We start from the raw sequence: 17,164 nt of genomic DNA on the forward strand, positions 1-17,164 counted from the left end.
CGGCACCGAATCCGCTACGTTGTGCAATGAGTCGAGCACGAATGGTAGGGGGAGCGGTGCTGAGACGCGTCCGGGACGATGATCTGCCCGTTATGCGCCACTGGCGCAACCATCCGAAAGTGCGCGCCGCCAGCTTCACCGGCCACGAGATCTCCGAGGACGAGCACGCCCGCTGGTGGGCCGCCGTCCGCGCGGACGCGACCAGGCAGGTGCTGATCTACGACCACGCCGGAACCGGCGCGGGGGTCGTGACGTACTCGGAGCTCGGCGGCGACAGCGCCTACTGGGGCTTCTACCTCGACCTCGACGGCCTCGAACGGTCCGGCGCGGTGCTGAGGGCGTGGGTGGGCCTGGAGCGGGCCGCCATCGACCACGCGTTCGGCCCGCTCGGGCTGACGACCCTGCGCGGCGAGGTGCTGGCCGACAACGAGTCGGTACGGCGGCTGCACAGGCGCTTCGGGTTCGCCGAGGTCGCGACCTACCGGATGCCGGTCGACGGGGTGCCGCGCGAGGTCGTCGCCGTCCAGCTGACCAAGGAGGAGCAAGGATGATGTCCATCGGAGGGCGGACGATCGGGGCCGACCGGCCGCCGTTCGTGATCGCCGAGATGTCCGGCAACCACAACGGCAGCCTGGAGCGGGCCCTCGCCATCGTCGACGCGGCGGCGGCCGGCGGGGCGCACGCGCTGAAGCTGCAGACCTACCGGCCCGACACGATCACCGTCGACGCCGACGGCCCCGCCTTCCGCGTGGGCGACGGGCACGCGCTGTGGGGCGGCGAGAACCTCTACCGGCTGTACGAACGCGCCCACACCCCCTGGGAGTGGCACGAGCCGATCTTCGAGCGGGCCCGCGAGCACGGCCTGCTGGCCTTCTCCGCGCCCTTCGACCCCACGGCCGTGGAGCTGCTGGAGAAGCTCGACACGCCGGCGTACAAGATCGCGTCGTCGGAGATCGTCGACCTGCCGCTGATCAGGCTGGCCGCCTCCACCGGCAAGCCGCTGGTCATCTCCACCGGCATGGCCACGGCGGGCGAGATCGAGGCGGCGGTGACGGCGGCCCGCGAGGCGGGCTGCACGCAGCTCGCCGTGCTGTCCTGCACCGCCTCCTACCCCGCCTCCCCCGCCGAGAGCAACCTGCGCTCGCTGCCGCTGCTGGCCGCCCTCACCGGCGCCGAGGTCGGCGTCTCCGACCACACTCCCGGCATCGGGGCCGCCCTGGCGGCGGTCGCGCTGGGCGCGTGCCTGATCGAGAAGCACGTGACGTTGTCGCGGGCCGACGGCGGCGTCGACGCGGCCTTCTCGCTGGAGCCGCCCGAGCTGGCGGCGCTGGTGGAGGAGAGCGAGCGCGCGTGGCAGTCGCTGGGCCGGCCGGTGCTCGGGCCGCGCGAGTCCGAGCGCGAGGGCCTGCGTTTCCGCCGCTCGCTCCACGTGGTGCGCGACGTTCGCGCGGGCGAGGCGGTGACCAGGGAGAACGTCCGGTCGATCCGCCCCGCCGGCGGCCTGCCCCCCGACGCCATCGACGAGGTGACCGGCCGCCGCTTCACCCGCGACGCGCCCCTCGGCACGCCGCTGACCTGGGACCTCATCTGACCCACAGGTCGAGGAAGGCGTCGGCGACGCGTTCCCTGCCCTTGCCGTCGACCAGCCCGCCGCCCCGCCTGCCGTGCTCCTCCCGCAGCGCGGGGTCGGCGAGCAGCCGGGCGAGCACGCCGACGGCCTCGGCGTCGGCCGCCCGGCCCAGCCCGGCGGCCACCCCCCGGCCCACCAGCGCCCGGTAGCCGGCGAGCTGGTTGTCGGCCACCCAGCTCAGCGCCGTGGGCACGCCGAGGTGCAGCAGCTCCCAGATGGCCGACCCGGCGGCGGTGACCACGAGGTCGGCGGCCGCCATCAGCTCGGGCAGGCGGTCGGTGGGCGGGATGACGGTGATGCCCTCGCCCGCCTCGAACGGCTCCGGGCTGACCAGCGTGGCCTGGAACGGCACGCCCGTGCAGGCCAGCGCCTCCGCCCAGGCGGGGGCCACGCCCGCGCTGTCGGTGCCGCCGAAGAAGCACAACACCCGCGGCACCGGCCCCGGCTGCCGCACCCTGCGCCGCCCCCGGACGCTGTCGCGCAGCAGCGCGTACCGGGTGCCGGCGAGCCGCCAGGAGTCGCGCGGCAGCGGGAAGGGCCGGTCCTCGGCGCCCAGGTTCTGGTCGAGGTAGAGGTCGGCCTCCTGGCCCAGCGGGTCGCCGTCGACGATCGCCAGCACCGGGAAGCCCGCCGCCCGCAGCGCCCCGCCGGTGCCCTCGGGCAGCTCGTAGGAGTCCAGCACCACGGCGTCGAGCCGCAGCTCGCACGCCAGCGCGGCGAGCCGGTCGGGCCGCCCGGGGGCCGCCACCAGCGGCAGGCCACGGCTCCTGAGCTGGTCCATGGCCCATTCCGAACCGGAGACCGCGCCGAGGAAGACCACCTCGACGCCCCGCGCGCACAGCTCCTCGGCCAGCGCCACGCACCGCACCAGATGTCCGGCCCCGCTCCCCGCCGCGGCGTCGCAGCGCACGCCCACCCGCCCGCTCATGCGTCCTGCAGCTCCTTCTGGCGCACGTGGGCGTTGAGCTCGCAGACCTCGGGCCGGGCCCGCAGCCAGCTCACCAGCGTGCGCACCGGGACGCAGGCGTCGCCCAGCTCCTCCACCACGCGGGCGATGAGCCGCCAGTCGTCCTCGGTGTCGAGGGTGACCCGCAGGTCGTCGGCCGCGGGCTGGTGGGCGAGGCCGAGCAGCCGCGACTCGCCCGGGTGCGCGTAGACGTGAGAGGTCACGTGGGTGCGGTGGAAACCGGTGGCCTCGGCGTCGGCGCGCTCCAGGGCCGCCCGGCCGACGATCTCCACGTCGAGCCCGCGCGGCAGCGTCCTGGCCAGGCTCGTGCTGAGGTAGTCGAGGCCCGGGACCGCGCGGAAGACCAGCGCCGCCTCCCTGATCACGACGGGGTCGAGCAGCGGGCAGTCGGCCGTGAACCGCATCACCGCCTCCGCCTCGCGGCCGGCCAGCGCCTGCACGAACCGGGTGAGCACGTCGTCGACGGGCCCGCGATGGCAGGCCACGCCGAGCCGGTCGCACTCGGCCGCCACCGCGTCGTCGGCGGCCTGCGTCGTCGTGGCCACCACGAGGTCGTCGAGCGCCCGCGACTCGCGCGCGGCGCGCACGACCCAGCCCAGGACGGACCGCCCCCCGAGGTCGCGCAGCACCTTCCCGGGCAGCCGAGTGGAGCCCATCCGAGCCTGGATGATTCCGACAATACGCATCAAAACCACATTCCCCCGTGTGACCATACGTGGTTGATCGATCGCGCTATGCTACCGGCCTGCTCCAACGACCACAGTTCGTCAGCGCGATTTTCAGGGGGCCGCGTGAGCATTCTCAGTGGATCGTCCATTCTGATCACCGGAGGCACGGGGTCGTTCGGGAAGGCGTTCATCCGCCACGCGCTCGACTCGCTCGGGGTGCGCCGCCTGGTGGTCTTCTCCCGCGACGAGCTCAAGCAGTACGAGCTCAAGCAGCTCTTCCGCGACGACGACCGGCTGCGCTGGTTCATCGGCGACGTCCGCGACCGCGACCGCCTCACCCGCGCCATGCACGGCGTCGACCACGTCGTCCACGCCGCCGCGCTCAAGCAGGTCGACACCGCCGAGTACAACCCGTTCGAGTACGTCCGCACCAACGTCGCCGGGTCCCAGAACGTGGTCGAGGCGGCCATCGACTGCGGCGTGCGCAGGGTCGTCGCCCTGTCCACCGACAAGGCGTCCAGCCCGATCAACCTCTACGGCGCCACCAAGCTGGTCGCCGACAAGCTGTTCGTCTCGGCCAACCACTACGCCGCCGCCCACGAGACCCGCTTCGCCGTCGTCCGCTACGGCAACGTCGTGGGCAGCAGGGGCTCGGTGGTGCCGTTCTTCCTGCGCCTGGCCGAGCAGGGTGGCAGCCTGCCGATCACCGACAAGCGCATGACCCGGTTCTGGATCACCCTCGACCAGGCCGTGCGGTTCGTGGTCGACTCCTTCGACCTCATGCAGGGCGGCGAGCTCTACGTGCCGCGCATCCCCAGCATGCGCATCACCGACCTGGCCGAGGCGCTGGCCCCCGACAGCCCGGTCTACGAGATCGGCATCAGGCCGGGCGAGAAGCTGCACGAGGAGATGATCGGCCCCGACGACGGCCGCCGCACCCTCCGCCTGGCCGACCGCTACGTCGTCCAGCCCACGATCGCGACCTGGGGCTACCAGGCGCCGCAGACCGGCGAGCTGCTGCCCGAGGGCTTCTCCTACCGTTCCGACACCAACGACCGGTGGTTGTCCGTGCGCGACCTGCGTGACATGGTGGCCGGCTGATGCTGCCCTACGGACGGCAGTCCATCATCGAGTCCGACATCGAGGCGGTGGCTGAGGTGCTGCGCGGCGACTGGCTGACCACGGGCCCCGCGGTCCGGCTGTTCGAGGACGAGCTGGCCCGCTGGACCGGCGGCGTGCCCTGCGTGTCGGTCACGTCCGGCACGGCCGCGCTGCACGTCGCCTACGTGGCGGCCGGCGTCGGCCAGGGCGACGAGGTGATCACCTCGCCGCTCACGTTCGTCGCCACGGCGGCCACGGCCGTGCTGCGCGGCGCGCGGGTGGCCTTCGCCGACGTCCAGCCCGACACCGGCAACATCGACCCCGACTCGGTCGCCGCGCTGGTCACCCACCGCACGAAGGCCGTCACCGGCGTCGACTACGCGGGCCATCCCGCCGACTACGACGAGCTGCGCACGGTCGCCGAGCGGGCCGGCGCGGTGCTGGTGGCCGACGCGGCCCATTCGATCGGCGCGTCGTACAAGGACCGGCCGGTGGGGTCGGTGGCCGACCTGACGACGTTCTCGTTCTTCCCGACCAAGACCGTCACGACCGCCGAGGGCGGCGCGGTGGCGGTGGCCGACCCCGGCCGTCTCGACCGGGCCGCCCGGTTCCGCGACCACGGCCTGGTCCGCGACCCGGCCGGGCAGCGCGACCCCGGCCACGGCGGCTGGCACCAGGAGGTGCACGAGTTCGGCCTCAACTACCGGCTGCCCGACGTGCTCTGCGCGCTTGGCGTCAGCCAGCTGCGCCGCCTCGAACGGTTCCGCGCCCGCCGCTCCGAGCTGGTCGCCCGGTACGACACGCTGCTGCGCGACGTGCCCGGCCTCACGCTGCCCGGCCGGCGGGCCTACGTCACGCCGAGCTGGCACCTCTACCCCGTCCGGGTGCGCGACGGCCGCCGCCGGGAGGTCTACGACCGCATGCGGGCCGCCGGCATCGGCGTGCAGGTCAACTACATCCCGGCGTACTGGCACCCGGTGTTCGAGGACCTCGGCTACCGGCGTGGGCTGTGCCCGCGCGCGGAGGCGTACTACGCCGAGGAGCTGTCGCTGCCGCTGTTCGCCGACCTGACCGACGGCGAGCAGGACCTCGTCGTCGAGACCCTCACCTCGATCCTCGCCGGATGAGCCCGGCGCTCAGCGTTCGGCCAGCAGCAGGCAGCCGTCCTCGCTGCGGTCGATGAGGAAGCGCCGGTCGTCCACGGTGGCGACCTGGCGCCCGGCCCGCCGCACGAGCGGGCGGATGGGCCGGCCCTGGTCGATGACCACCTCCCACCACGACTCGCGGCCGACGCTCTCGTCGATGCCGGCCAGCGGCACCCGCGCCGAGAAGTCCTGGCCGGCCAGCGCGACGGGGAAGTACATCTCCTCGCCGTCGCTCTTGCGCCGCAGCCGCACCACCGGCTCGCCGTCGCCGAGGTCGTTGATCCGGCCCGAGAACACCAGGTCGCCGTCGTCCACGCGGCACTCGCCGATGAGCGCCTGGGCGTTGCGCAGCCGCAGCCCCCACCCGCCCTTGGAACCGCGCGCCGGCACCAGCCACACGCCCGACCTGCGGCGCGGCGCGGGCACCTGCGGCGGCAGCCAGCGCGGGCCGGCCACCCTGGCGTCGAGCCTCAGCCCGTGGCCCCGCAGCTGCACGCGCAGGTCCCAGTGCCCGCGACGGGCGAGCTGGACGGGCGTGAACACCGCGGGATCGACCGCGAACGCGAACGGGAAGGCGTGCTCGGGCGCCTCGACGCCCTCCTCCAGCTCGACGGTCTCCCAGACCGGGGCGCTCTCCTCGTCCGACAGGCGGATGACCTCGCCGGTCGCGCGCTCGGCCAGCCAGGCGCGCAGGCGCACACGGCGCAGCGCGCCGGCGTCGAAGCGGCCCAGCGCGGCCCGGCCCGCCCCGGTCAGCACGCCGTCGCGCCACTCCAGCGACACCAGGCGGGCGGTCAGGGCCAGCTCCTCGGAGACCTCCGACAGGTGCGCCGGGATCGCCGGGTGGCGGCCGAACCAGCGCCTGCGCAGCAGGCCCGCCGGTCTGACGCGGGGTTGCAGCCGGCCCTCGCGGGCCTGCTCGTGCACCCCGGCCAGCTCCTGCAGCCGCCGCCGGTGCAGCAGGTGCACCTGGATCCGGTGCTCGAACGGGACGCTCAGCCAGGACTCGCGGGACACGCCGTCGAGGTAGCGGACCATCAGGTCGAGCAGCTCGGGCCGCATCCCCGTCGTGGCGGCCGCCTCGACCGCCACCGTCATGTCGATGTCGAGCGTGTCGCGGTCGAAGTCGGGCTTGAGCCCGGGCGCGTCGCGGGCCAGCAGGTCGGCGGTCTGCAGCACCGACAACATCCGGTCGCGCAGGTTGCCCGGCTCCAGGCGGCGCTGGGTGATCGAGGAGCCGGGCTCGTCGCGCTGCCGCCAGTGGTAGACGACCTTGGACAGCACGTCCACCGACCGGGCGCCCACGTGGGCGGCCATGGCGACGGGCTGGTCCTCGTACATGCGCTCGGGGAAGCTCAGGCCCAGCCGGTCCCAGAAGGACCGGCGGTAGACCTTGTTCCACAACATGCGGTCGCGGATCAGCAGCGGGTGGCGGGTGATGTGGGTACGCCGCATCGGCGTCGCGAACGCCTCCCGATGGGCCCAGGAGGGGATGAGCAGGTTGCGGTAGAGCCGCATGACGTTCCCGCAGGCCAGGTCGGAGCCCGTGGACTCCAGCGAGGACACCAGCCGCTTGAACGCCTCCCGCGGCACGGTGTCGTCGCCGTCGACGAAGGCCAGGTAGCGGCCGGTGGCCTGGGTAAGGCCGACGTTGCGGGCCTTTCCGACGCCCTGGTTGGGCTGCCTGATGAGACGGATCCGGGGATCGGCCGCCTGCCTGGACTCGACCTCGGCGCACCCGTCGTCGCGGCTGCCGTCGTCGACGCAGATGACCTCCAGGTCGGACATCGTCTGGCCGGAGATGGAGTCCAGGCAGGGGCCGATGTACTTCTCGACGTTGTGGAACGGGACGATCACCGAAAGAACCGGCACATGCACTCCTCAGCGTTGTCGTCGGCTCGTCAGCCGGACAGCAGTCGGAAGACCCGGCGGGCGACCTTGCGCGGGCGGGCCAGACGGCGGGAGAGGCGGTACCCGAGCGTGCGCCGGTAGGCGGCGGTCTTGCGCTGGGTCCTTCTCAGCTTGGACCTGGCCCGCACCAGCTCGCGCTCGCGGTAGGAGAGCTTGGTCTCCAGCCGGGAGATCCTGGCCAGGGCGGCGGTGAGCTGGTCGGCCAGGCGGTCGCGGGCGCCGAGCAGGTCACGGTAGGTGGGCGGGTCGGCGTGCTCGGCCGGGTGGCCCAGCTCGGCGTCGAACTTGCGGGCCAGGTCGAGGTCGCCCTGGTCGCACGGACGTCCGGCCATGCCGCAGAGGGTCAGCGTGAGCTGGTCGGCCTCCAGCGGCCACGGCCACGGGTGGTGGTGGCCCGCGGCGAGCAGCCGTACGGCGAACCGCCACAGGACCCGGCACAGCACCACGCGCGGCTCGGGCGGCACGGCCGGCGCGGCGGTCTGGACGATGGCGGCGAACCGCTCGCCGTCGTGGACCAGGCCGTCGGCGGTCACGCACGGGCCGCCGTCGGTCTCCAGCCAGTCGGCCAGCGCCGACAGCAGCTCGCGCACGGCCCTGGTGTCCTCGCGGGCGCACGCCTCGACCAGGATCTCCTCGACCACCCGGCCGGCCGGGACCGGACGCTCGGCGCCGTCGGGCAACCGCCGCATGCCGCCCCTGGTCAGCTCGTGGACGACGGCCCCCTCCTCGAACAGGCCGAGCGGCAGCTCGACCGCGCCCTCCGCCGCTTCCGCGCCTGGCGTGTGCGGGGGCGACGGCGGCCGGGTGGCGACGGCGAGCCACAGCGGGGCCAGCTCCTCCCCCAGCCGGTGGCGGAACACCAGCCGGGTCAGCCGCAGCGGGTCGGCCACCAGCAGGCGGTCGCCGCCCTTGGCGCTCAGCGGGAACGTGATCGCCTCCGGCAGGTCGAAGGCGAGCGCCTCGCGCGCCAGCAACGCCCGGGGGGCCTGCCGCCCCGGATAGGCCGCGTAGCAGCGCTCGACGCTCAGCCCCGCCCCCTCAAGGGCGCCGTCGAGCGCGCCGGGCCCGCTCGGGTGGCTGGGGTCGAACCCGTGCGGGGCCCACTGGTCGTCGCCGCCCTCCCGGTCGGCGGGCCTGGCCTCGATGAACCGGTCGACGCCCAGGTCGTTGCGCACGCCCAGCACCAGCCGCCCGCCGGGCGCGACGAGGGCCGACAGCGCGTGCAGCGACTCGATCCACGCCGCCGCCGGCGCCTCGGCCGAGTGCGTGCGCAGCAGCCCGTCGAGCGCCAGCACCAGGTCGTACGGCTCGGCCGCGTCGAACAGGTCGAGCCGCCCGCAGTGGACGGCGAGCCGCGGATGGCGTTCGCCGAGTGCGCAGGCGTCGGGGTAGGAGCGCAGCAGCACGGCCGTCTCGCCGGCCCGGTCCACCACGTCGTCGACCAGCACCTGCGGGTGCGGCCCGACCAGCAGCACCCGGCCGGTCGCCGGGATCACGCGGCTGACCAGCTCCAGGGCCGCGCCGCGCCAGTCGGTGACGCCGGCCACGTTGGACAGGTCCGACCACAGCAGCATCTCGCCGCCGATCAGGCGCACGTTCGCGGGCGCCTCGCTCACGCGCTCGCTCATGACGTCACCCCGTGGAGCGCACCCGGCCGCCCGGAGGCGGTCGCCCTCAACCAGGGCCCGGGACGTCCGGCTCCCGGCGCGCCTCCGCCCGGCGGCGCTCCCCCGGGCACCCGCTTCCATCCGAACATTCGCCGTAGCTCCTCCGGTGTCGCCTGATGTTCGAATCCCAGCTCCTGCCGCGCCACCTCGGCGGCCAGCTCGGGATCGACGTGCGTGCCGTGCAGCTCGGGCCAGAGCCGCATGCGGCGCGCCGTGCCGCCGTACTCGGGGCGCTCGTCCTCGTACTGCATCGGGTCTCCGTAGACGGCGACCTCGCAGCCGACGGAGGCGCCGTAGAACAGCGCGCTGCCGAGCCGGTTGGAGGCCACCCTGCGGTGGCGCCGCAACTGGATCAGCTGCCGGCGCAGGAAGTCGCGCCCCTTGCTCTCCCACCGGGAGCCGCGCTCGCCGTGACAGATGACCTTGAATCCCCTCGATTCGTACGCCCGCCGAATGTCCGGATTCGCATATTCCAGCCAGTAAAGACAGACAGTTACCGGTTCGGTCTCGACATTTCGGATTTCGTCGGCGAGGAGGGCATGATCCCCGGTCACGGACGACTTCTCCCACCCATGAAAGGGATACCAGATCGTACCCTTGCGTTCGGAGACCACGCCGAGCTCAGGCTCCAGGTGAAGCAGGTAGATCCAGGGCGCGCCGATGAGGTAGTGGCCGCGTCTGCCCATCGACCAGCCCCGGCGACGAAGCACGTCAGACCAGACGAAACGGGGATATCCGGGGCTGCACCAATGGTCGTTCGGGGGAAATCCGTGGAGATAGTTCCATCCGTGTTGAAGGAAGCCCTGAATTCGCTTCGGCGTCTCGTCCGGCAGCTCGCAGTACCTGCCCAGAATGCGCGAGTGCCCGTACCAGTGATTGGATTCGTCCATCATTCCCCCTGTAGCGGTTGGCGCGCCCCTTGGGACATTCCCAGCCCCGAACGACGGCCACGCGCCGTTATACGCTTCCATTACTCACGTCGGGGGTTTGGTTTCTCCTGCCACCGCAATCCCCGCTACACTGCGTCGTGGCTTGAGGACAGAGAGTGAGACATCATGAGTCATCTCGACCGCCTGCGGGCCGTCTTCCGCACGGCGCTCAACCTGCCGGCCGACGCACACGTCGACGGTCTCGAATACCGCGGCATCCCCCAGTGGGACTCCCTGGCCCACATGGCGTTGATCGCGGCGATGGAGGACGAGTTCTCCATCATGATCGACACCGACGACATGATCGACATGAGCTCGTTCGCCAAGGCGGGCGAGCTGCTGGAGAAGCATGGCATCGGCGCAGCCGCGGTCTGAGGCCCGCGTCGCCCTGGTCACGGGGTCGACGAGGGGCATCGGCCGGGCCATCGCCACCACCCTGGCCGCCACCGGCCACACCGTCGTCCTGCACGGCCGCGACGCCGAGCGCGCCGAGAAGGCCGCCGCCGAGGTGGCCGCGGCGACCGGCGGCCGCACATGGTCCGTCCACGGCGACGTCGCCGACCGGGCCGTGGTCGCCGGCCACATGCGCGAGATCGGCCGGCGCCACGAGCGGCTCGACGCCCTGGTGGTCAACGCCGGCGTCTACGCCTCCGGCCCGCTGGCCATGACCCGCGCCGAGACCCTCGACGAGCTCTACCGCACCAACGCCCTGGCCCCGGCCCACACGCTGCAGCTGGCGTTCCGGCTGCTGCTGCGCGGGCAGGGCCCCGCCGTCGTGCTGGTCTCCTCGCTCATGGGCCGGGCGGGCGGCGCCAACCAGGCGGCCTACTCCGCGACCAAGGCGTCCGTCATCGGCCTCACCCTGGCCGCGGCCAGGGAGATGGGCCCGGCCGGCATCAGGGTCAACGCCGTGGCCCCCGGCTACGTCGAGACCGACATGCTGAAGACGCTGCGGCCCGACGACCGCGAGACGGCGATCTCGGCGACCCCGTTGCGGCGCATCGGCCGGCCCGACGACGTCGCCCAGGCGGTGGCGTTCCTGCTCTCGCCCGCCGCGTCGTACATCACCGGCCAGGTGCTCGGGGTCGACGGCGGGCTGGTGCCGTGATGTTCCCATCCCGGCAGGCCGGGCTCGTCGTCGCCGGCGAGCAGGAGGGGCTGGCCGGCGACGAGCTGGCCCGGCGCGTCGCCCGCGTGGCCGAGGCCCTGTCCCGGCTGCGCCCTGGGCCGCTGTTCTGCGGCATGCGCAACAACCTGGCGTCCGTGCTGCGCTATCTCGCCGCCTGGCAGACCGGCAGGCCGATCGCGCTGCTCGACCCCGACCTGTCGGCCGCGGCCCTGGCCGACCTGGTGGGCCGGTTCCGGCCCGCGGCGCTGGTGGGGTTCACCCACGCGCCCGACGGGCCGCCGGGCGCCCGCGGCCAGGCCCCCGACCCGCATCCCGACCTGGCCGTGCTCCTGGCCACCTCGGGCTCGACGGGCAACCCCAAGCTGGTGCGGCTGTCCCGGGAGGCGGTCGCGGCCAACGCCGCCGCCATCGCCTCGGCGCTGTCGATCATGCCCGGCGAGATCGCGCCCACCAGCCTGCCGCTGCACTACAGCTACGGCCTGTCGGTGCTCAACAGCCACCTGCACGCGGGGGCGACGGTCGTCCTGACCGAGGCGGGGCTGCTCGAACGGTCCTTCTGGACACACCTCGACGAGCACAAGTGCACCTCGCTCGCGGCCGTCCCCTACCAGTACGAGATGCTGCGCAGGCTCCGCTTCGACCGCGCCGAGCATCCCACGATCCGCACGCTCACCCAGGCCGGCGGCCGGCTCAGCCCCGAGCTGGTGTCCCTGTTCGCCGCCCAGGCCGACCGCTTCTTCGTCATGTACGGGCAGACGGAGGCCACGGCCCGCATCGCCGTCCTGCCGCCCGACCGGCTCGCCGACAAGCCGGGCTCGGCCGGGCAGGCCGTCCCCGGCGGGCGGCTGACGATCGACGGCGGCGAGGTCGTCTACCAGGGGCCCAACGTGATGATGGGCTACGCCGAGACCGCCGCCGACCTGGCCAGGCCCGACGACCTGGGCGGGGTGCTGCGCACCGGCGACCTCGGCCGGCTCGACGACGAGGGCTTCCTCTACGTCACCGGCCGGCTCAGGCGCATCGCCAAGATCTTCGGCGTACGGATCAACCTCGACGACGTCGAGCAGCTGCTGCGCGACACCGTGCCGGTCGCGGCGACCAGCGGCGACGACCGGGTCACGGTGTGGGCCGAAGGGCTCGACGCGGCCGGGTGCCGCAACCTGGCCCGTCGGCTGGGCGCCGAGCTGCGGCTCCACTGGAGCGGCTTCGACGTGCGCGCCGTCGAACGGCTGCCGCTGCTGGCCACCGGCAAGATCGACTACCGGGCGCTGGAGTCGGCCGCGGAGGCCGGGCGGTGAGCGTGTTCACGCTCGACGCGGCCGCGCGGGAGGAGGTGCTGGCCGGGGAGCTGGCGGCGCTGACCGAGCGGCACCGGCGGGCGTGCCCGCCCTACCGGCGGATCCTCGACGCGATCGGCGCCCGTCCGCCCTACGAGCGGGTGGCCGACCTGCCGTGGCTGCCGGTGCGGCTGTTCAAGACCCACGAGCTGCGCAGCGTCCCGGCCGAGGCGGTGTTCCGGGTCCTGACCTCCAGCGGCACGACCGGGCAGCGGCCGAGCCGGGTCTACCTCGACCGGGAGGCGGCCGCCGCGCAGCCGCGCATGCTGGCCGCGACCCTGCGGGCGGTGCTGGGCGAGCGGCGGCTGCCGATGCTGATCGTCGACGGCCGCTCGGTCGTCCGCGGCCCGGCCCTGAGCGCCCGGGGGGCCGGGGTGCTCGGGATGATGAACTTCGGCAGAGACCACACCTTCGTCCTCGACGAGCAGGGCGAGGTCGACGCGGCGGCCGTCGGGGCGTTCCTGGCCCGCCACGGCGGCGAGCCGTTCCTGGTCTTCGGGTTCACGTTCATGGTCTGGCTCCACCTGCTCGGCCTGGGGGCCGATCTGTCCCAGGGCGTGCTGATCCATTCGGGCGGCTGGAAGCGGCTGGCCGAGCAGGCGGTCGACAACGACGCCTTCCGCCGGCGGCTGGCGTCCGAGTGCGGGCTGACCAGGGTCCACAACTTCTACGGCATGGTCGAGCAGATCGGCACGGTCTTCCTGGAGGGCCCCGACGGCGACGGGCTCTACTGCCCCGACTTCGCCGACGTCGTCATCCGCGACCCCGGCACCTGGCGGGAGGTCCCGCCCGGCGAGCCGGGGCTGATCGAGGTGGTCAGCACCCTGCCCACCTCCTATCCCGGCCACGCGCTGCTGACCGAAGACCTCGGCATGGTGCACGGCGTCGACGACGGCCACTGGCCGGGCAAGCGGTTCACCGTGCTGGGCAGGTTGCCGCGGGCCGAGGCGCGCGGCTGCAGCGACACGTTCGGGCAGGGCGGCTGATGACCGATCGATCGATCACCACCCGGATCCCGCGAGTGGGCGACGCGGGCGGGGTCGAGGTGCGTTTTCCGCCCGGCGGCTCGCCCGTCCCCGTCGAGGAGCTGGTCGCGCAGGTGCGGCAGGGTGAGCCCCTTGAGGTGGGCGACGAGCGGATGCGCGCGTTCCTGGCGGCGTTCGGCAAGCGGCTGCTGCGGCCCGCGCTGGCCCGTCGCCATCCCGAGCTGGGCTCGCTGGGGTTCTTCCTGCGGCCCAGCGAGCTGGCCCGCACCCTCGAAGAGCTGCGCACCCCGCACGTACGCGTGCCGCGCGGCCTGGTCTTCCACCTCCCGCCGGCCAACGTCGACACGGTCTTCGTCTACTCCTGGGCCCTGTCGGCCCTGATGGGCAACCGCAACGTCGTCCGCCTGTCGCCGCGGGCGGGGGCGGTCGCCGCGGTCGTCCTCGACACGCTCCGGGAGGCGCTGGCCGACGCCGATCCGGTGGTGACGGCCACGCAGCGCATCGTCTCCTACGACCGGCGTGCCGAGGCGGTCACCGCCGCCCTGTCGGCGGCCTGCGACCTGCGGGTGATCTGGGGCGGCGACGACACCGTACGCGAGGTGCGCCGCCACCCGCTCGCGCCGCACGCCCGCGACCTGACCTTCCCCGACCGCTCGTCCTTCGCGGTGGTGAACGCGGCGGCCTGGCTGTGCGCGCCGCGCGCGGCCAGGGTGGCGGCGGCCGAGGGGTTCGTCAACGACAGCTACTGGTTCGACCAGGCCGCCTGCTCCTCCCCCCGCACCGTGTTCTGGGTGGGGGCCGACGACGACTGCGAGGCGGCGCGGGCCGACTTCACCGAGCAGGTGTCGCGGGTGCTGGCCGGGCGCGGCTGGGACGTCGACGCCGCGATGGCGGTGGAGAAGCGGGTCTCGGTCTACGGGCTGGCCGCCGACGGGCTGGTCGATCTGATCGAGTTCCGGGGCAACGCGCTGGCCAACGTGACGCTGGCGGCGGCGGCCGCCATGCCGCGGCGGTGGCTGGGCGCGGGCACGTTCGCGCACGCGCGGGTGCGGACCCTGGCGGAGCTGATCCCGATGGTCGAGCGCAAGGACCAGACGTTGACCCACTTCGGCTTCTCGCTGGGCGAGCTGGAGGAGCTGGCCCGGGAGCTCGCCGGGCGCGGGGTCGATCGCATGGTGCCGGTGGGCAGCGCGTTGAGCTTCCACCGGGTGTGGGACGGCGTCGACCTGCCGGGCGAGTTCACGCGACTGGTGACCGTGGTCAGATGAGCCCTCATCGGACGAACCGGCCGCACTCGGGGCCGGAGCACCGATGACGACCGCTCCTCCGCAGGCCATCGCGCCGCCGGGCGGTGATCCCCCCGTGGCGACCGGCCCGTCATCCGGGACGGGCGGCCCCCGGCGCCTGGCGCTCTCCTTCGTGGTCGTCGCGCCGATGCGGGCTGGACACGACCCGCGATCCCTGGCCGGGGCTCGGGGGCATGAGGGGGTGGCTTGGGGATGACGGCTGTGGTGGCGGAGGCCGCGGTCAGGGAACCGCGGGCGCCGGAATGGGCGCGGCGGCTGCTCGCGGGGTGGCTGCCGGCCGGGACGGTGCTGGGCGGGGCGGCCTGGGTGTTGCTCTGGTGCGGCGTTCCGGCGGGCGATCTGGCGGCCTTCGGCGCGTACGTCCTGCTCGGGGTGGCGCTGCCGGGGACGTTGCTCTGGCGGGCACTCACCGGCGGCGGCCGGTCGTTCGCCGAGGACGTGGCCGCCGGGCTGGCCCTCGGGTACGCGGTCGAGGTCCTGGTCTACATCCCCGCCCGCGCGGCCGGCCTGCCGCTGCTCGTCCTGGGCTGGCCGGTCACCGCCGTCGCGTTGTTCCTCGCGGTGCCGCGGTTGCGGCGCCACTGGCGGGGCCGGGCCGAACGCGAACGGATGCCCTGGTGGTGCGCCTGGTCGCTGGCGGGGGTCGCCGGTTACCTGCTGGCCTTCTGCGCCCGGTCGCTCTACCGCGTGCCGATCACCGACGCGTACGTCGACATGCCCTACCACCTGGCCCTGCTCGGCGAGGTCAGGAACCACGTGCCGCCCACGCTGCCGTCGGTGCTGGGCGAGCGGCTGTCCTACCACTGGTTCGTCTACGCCGAGATGGCGGCCACGAGCTGGGTCACCGGGATCGAGCCGGTGACGCTGGTCTACCGGCTGTCCACGTTGCCGATGACGTTCGCGATGGTCGTGCTCGTGGCGGTGCTCGGGCGGCGGCTCGGCGGGCGGTGGGGGGCGGGGCTCGCGGCGGTCGGCGTCACGTACTTCCTGTTCGCGCCGGTGTTGCAGGAGGGCGTGGTGTTCACCTCGCGGTCGATGTTCACCGCGTGGGCCAGCCCGACGCAGACGTTCGGCGCGTTGTTGTTCGCGCCCGTGATGCTGCTGCTCACCGCCATGCGGCCGCGGGGGTGGACGGCGGTGGCCGTGCTGCTGCTGGCGCTGACCGGGGCGAAGGCGACGTTCCTGCCGTTGCTGCTGGCCGGGCTGGTGTTCGTGCTGGTCGTGCGGTTGCCGGTGGAGCGGCGGCTGCGGCGGGAGTGGCTGGTGCCGGCGGCGATCACGTCCGGCTGCCTGCTGATCGCGCAGTTCGTGGTGTTCGGGCGGGGGGCGCAGGGCACGGTGGTGGCGCCGTTCGCCACGATGCGCACGTTGTGGGGGGTGGTGGCGGACGTGCAGCCGCCCGCGCTGGCCGCCGAGCCGTGGGGGCCGGTGCTGGTGTTCGCCGGTGTGCACCTGTTCTGCCTGCTCTGCGTGTGGGGCGGCGTGGCGGCGCTGAAGGCCCGGCTGCTGGACCCGGGGGTGCTGCTGCCGGTGGGCGTCGGGCTGGCGGGCATCGGCGCGATCATGGTGCTCGGTCATCCGTCCGACGCGCAGCTCTACTTCCTGGAGGGGGTGCGGCCGTACCTGTCGGTGGCCGCGGTGTGCGGGGTGGTGGCGGCCGTGGAGCGGCGGCGGGTGCCGTGGGCGGTGGTCGCCGGCCTGGCCGGGGCGGGGGCGGCGGTGGCCGTCGCGGCCGCGCGGCTGGTGCCGCCGGGTGCGGTGCTGGTGCGGGTGCTGGTCCCGTACCTGGTGCTCGCGGGGGTGGCCGTGGTGGTGCTGGCGTTCCGGCGCAGGGGGTTCTCGCTGGCGGTGGTGGCGCTGCTGGCGGGGTACGCGGTGCCGACCTCGCTGCGGGAGGTGGTCGTGCACGTCGCGCCCGAGCCGTGGGAGCGCGAGCGGCTGATCCCGGCCGGGGCGCTGGAGGCCGGACGGTGGCTGCGCGACCATTCCGCGCCCGGTGACGTGGTGGCCACCGACCTCCACTGCCGCAACCCGGCGCCCCGCCGTACGTGCGACAGCAGGCACTTCTGGGTGTCGGGGTTCACCGAGCGGCGGGTGCTGGTCGAGGGCTGGGCGTACGCCGAGAGCACGCTGTCGCGCGCCGAGATGTTCGTGACCCCCTACCTCCAGGTGCCGTTCGCCGACCAGGCCAGGCTGGCGGACAACGACGCGGCCTTCCGCGAGCCGTCGGCCGCGAACGTCCGCCGGCTCCGGTGGAAATACGGCGTCAAATGGCTGTTCACCAGCAATGATCCGGCGTTGGAGAAATACGCCGAACTGCGCTTCCGCAACGCCGACGTCTCCGTGTACGAGCTCACGACCGGGTAAAGCTTGTCCCCGTTCATGGA

At 73.7% G+C, this 17,164-nt stretch carries 15 protein-coding genes; 10 read left to right on the forward strand and 5 right to left on the reverse strand.

Translation table 11 applies throughout. The features are described from left to right. The first annotated feature begins 41 nt into the window (after nucleotides 1-41). Nucleotides 42-551: a GNAT family N-acetyltransferase gene (locus ACFYUV_RS15680; protein ID WP_387669167.1), complete on the forward strand. Its 510-nt coding sequence runs from the start codon at nucleotides 42-44 to the stop codon at nucleotides 549-551. Further along, nucleotides 548-1,591: a pseudaminic acid synthase gene (gene pseI / locus ACFYUV_RS15685; protein ID WP_387669168.1), complete on the forward strand. Its 1,044-nt coding sequence runs from the start codon at nucleotides 548-550 to the stop codon at nucleotides 1,589-1,591. Before ACFYUV_RS15680 ends, pseI begins: the two co-directional genes overlap by 4 nt. On the opposite strand, the gene ACFYUV_RS15690 is transcribed toward pseI, so the two are convergent. Together ACFYUV_RS15690 and ACFYUV_RS15695 are read right to left on the reverse strand one after the other, a co-directional pair. Further along, the gene (locus ACFYUV_RS15690; RefSeq protein ID WP_387669170.1) at nucleotides 1,584-2,558 is read right to left on the reverse strand and encodes a PseG/SpsG family protein; all 975 of its coding nucleotides are present in this window, start codon (nucleotides 2,556-2,558) and stop codon (nucleotides 1,584-1,586) included. The genes pseI and ACFYUV_RS15690 overlap by 8 nt on opposite strands. Next, complete coding sequence (locus tag ACFYUV_RS15695; RefSeq protein WP_387669171.1) at nucleotides 2,555-3,310, reverse strand: cytidylyltransferase domain-containing protein; 756 nt, start codon at nucleotides 3,308-3,310, stop codon at nucleotides 2,555-2,557. The genes ACFYUV_RS15690 and ACFYUV_RS15695 overlap by 4 nt, the downstream gene beginning before the upstream one ends. Nucleotides 3,311-3,388: 78 nt before the next feature. Between ACFYUV_RS15695 and pseB the strand changes: the two genes are divergently transcribed. Beyond that, nucleotides 3,389-4,366, forward strand: coding sequence for a UDP-N-acetylglucosamine 4,6-dehydratase (inverting) (gene pseB, locus ACFYUV_RS15700; RefSeq protein ID WP_387669173.1), 978 nt, complete (start codon nucleotides 3,389-3,391; stop codon nucleotides 4,364-4,366). Beyond that, nucleotides 4,366-5,493 carry a DegT/DnrJ/EryC1/StrS family aminotransferase gene (locus ACFYUV_RS15705; RefSeq protein WP_387669175.1) on the forward strand — a complete coding sequence of 376 codons (1,128 nt, stop codon included), beginning with the start codon at nucleotides 4,366-4,368 and terminating at the stop codon, nucleotides 5,491-5,493. The genes pseB and ACFYUV_RS15705 overlap by 1 nt, the downstream gene beginning before the upstream one ends. A gap of 9 nt (nucleotides 5,494-5,502) precedes the next feature. Here the strand turns inward: ACFYUV_RS15705 and ACFYUV_RS15710 are convergent, their stop codons facing one another. The 3 genes from ACFYUV_RS15710 to ACFYUV_RS15720 are packed head-to-tail and all read right to left on the reverse strand — an operon-like array spanning nucleotide 5,503 to nucleotide 9,982. After that, nucleotides 5,503-7,383 (reverse strand): glycosyltransferase, encoded by a 1,881-nt coding sequence (locus tag ACFYUV_RS15710; RefSeq protein WP_387669176.1) that lies wholly within the window; start codon nucleotides 7,381-7,383, stop codon nucleotides 5,503-5,505. A gap of 29 nt (nucleotides 7,384-7,412) precedes the next feature. Further along, complete coding sequence (locus ACFYUV_RS15715) at nucleotides 7,413-9,050, reverse strand: hypothetical protein (RefSeq protein WP_387669178.1); 1,638 nt, start codon at nucleotides 9,048-9,050, stop codon at nucleotides 7,413-7,415. Next, nucleotides 9,047-9,982, reverse strand: a complete 936-nt coding sequence (locus ACFYUV_RS15720; protein WP_387669180.1) for a hypothetical protein — start codon at nucleotides 9,980-9,982, stop codon at nucleotides 9,047-9,049. The genes ACFYUV_RS15715 and ACFYUV_RS15720 overlap by 4 nt, the downstream gene beginning before the upstream one ends. 162 nt (nucleotides 9,983-10,144) lie before the next feature. Between ACFYUV_RS15720 and ACFYUV_RS15725 the strand changes: the two genes are divergently transcribed. From ACFYUV_RS15725 to ACFYUV_RS15750, 6 genes are all read left to right on the forward strand, one after another. Beyond that, the gene (locus tag ACFYUV_RS15725; protein WP_352362763.1) at nucleotides 10,145-10,393 is read left to right on the forward strand and encodes an acyl carrier protein; all 249 of its coding nucleotides are present in this window, start codon (nucleotides 10,145-10,147) and stop codon (nucleotides 10,391-10,393) included. Continuing rightward, nucleotides 10,368-11,126: an SDR family NAD(P)-dependent oxidoreductase gene (locus tag ACFYUV_RS15730; RefSeq protein WP_387669182.1), complete on the forward strand. Its 759-nt coding sequence runs from the start codon at nucleotides 10,368-10,370 to the stop codon at nucleotides 11,124-11,126. The genes ACFYUV_RS15725 and ACFYUV_RS15730 overlap by 26 nt, the downstream gene beginning before the upstream one ends. After that, nucleotides 11,126-12,445, forward strand: a complete 1,320-nt coding sequence (locus ACFYUV_RS15735) for an AMP-binding protein (RefSeq protein WP_387669184.1) — start codon at nucleotides 11,126-11,128, stop codon at nucleotides 12,443-12,445. The genes ACFYUV_RS15730 and ACFYUV_RS15735 overlap by 1 nt, the downstream gene beginning before the upstream one ends. Then, nucleotides 12,442-13,470, forward strand: coding sequence for an acyl-protein synthetase (locus tag ACFYUV_RS15740; protein WP_387669186.1), 1,029 nt, complete (start codon nucleotides 12,442-12,444; stop codon nucleotides 13,468-13,470). The genes ACFYUV_RS15735 and ACFYUV_RS15740 overlap by 4 nt, the downstream gene beginning before the upstream one ends. Beyond that, complete coding sequence (locus ACFYUV_RS15745; RefSeq protein ID WP_387669188.1) at nucleotides 13,470-14,738, forward strand: acyl-CoA reductase; 1,269 nt, start codon at nucleotides 13,470-13,472, stop codon at nucleotides 14,736-14,738. Before ACFYUV_RS15740 ends, ACFYUV_RS15745 begins: the two co-directional genes overlap by 1 nt. Nucleotides 14,739-14,969: 231 nt before the next feature. Further along, complete coding sequence (locus tag ACFYUV_RS15750; RefSeq protein ID WP_387669189.1) at nucleotides 14,970-17,144, forward strand: hypothetical protein; 2,175 nt, start codon at nucleotides 14,970-14,972, stop codon at nucleotides 17,142-17,144. Nucleotides 17,145-17,164 lie beyond the last annotated feature (20 nt).

Source organism: Nonomuraea sp. NPDC003560 (assembly GCF_042878785.1).
Classification (GTDB): Bacteria; Actinomycetota; Actinomycetes; order Streptosporangiales; family Streptosporangiaceae; genus Nonomuraea.

Coding starts and splice junctions, on each gene's coding strand:
- ACFYUV_RS15705 (WP_387669175.1), top strand. CDS start 4,366: ATGCTGCCCTACGGACGGCAGTCCATCATCGAGTCCGACATCGAGGCG.
- ACFYUV_RS15745 (WP_387669188.1), top strand. CDS start 13,470: ATGACCGATCGATCGATCACCACCCGGATCCCGCGAGTGGGCGACGCG.
- ACFYUV_RS15730 (WP_387669182.1), top strand. CDS start 10,368: ATGGCATCGGCGCAGCCGCGGTCTGAGGCCCGCGTCGCCCTGGTCACG.
- pseI (WP_387669168.1), top strand. CDS start 548: ATGATGTCCATCGGAGGGCGGACGATCGGGGCCGACCGGCCGCCGTTC.
- ACFYUV_RS15690 (WP_387669170.1), bottom strand. CDS start 2,558: ATGAGCGGGCGGGTGGGCGTGCGCTGCGACGCCGCGGCGGGGAGCGGG.
- ACFYUV_RS15720 (WP_387669180.1), bottom strand. CDS start 9,982: ATGATGGACGAATCCAATCACTGGTACGGGCACTCGCGCATTCTGGGC.
- ACFYUV_RS15750 (WP_387669189.1), top strand. CDS start 14,970: ATGACGGCTGTGGTGGCGGAGGCCGCGGTCAGGGAACCGCGGGCGCCG.
- ACFYUV_RS15715 (WP_387669178.1), bottom strand. CDS start 9,050: ATGAGCGAGCGCGTGAGCGAGGCGCCCGCGAACGTGCGCCTGATCGGC.
- ACFYUV_RS15735 (WP_387669184.1), top strand. CDS start 11,126: ATGTTCCCATCCCGGCAGGCCGGGCTCGTCGTCGCCGGCGAGCAGGAG.
- ACFYUV_RS15680 (WP_387669167.1), top strand. CDS start 42: ATGGTAGGGGGAGCGGTGCTGAGACGCGTCCGGGACGATGATCTGCCC.
- ACFYUV_RS15725 (WP_352362763.1), top strand. CDS start 10,145: ATGAGTCATCTCGACCGCCTGCGGGCCGTCTTCCGCACGGCGCTCAAC.
- ACFYUV_RS15695 (WP_387669171.1), bottom strand. CDS start 3,310: ATGGTCACACGGGGGAATGTGGTTTTGATGCGTATTGTCGGAATCATC.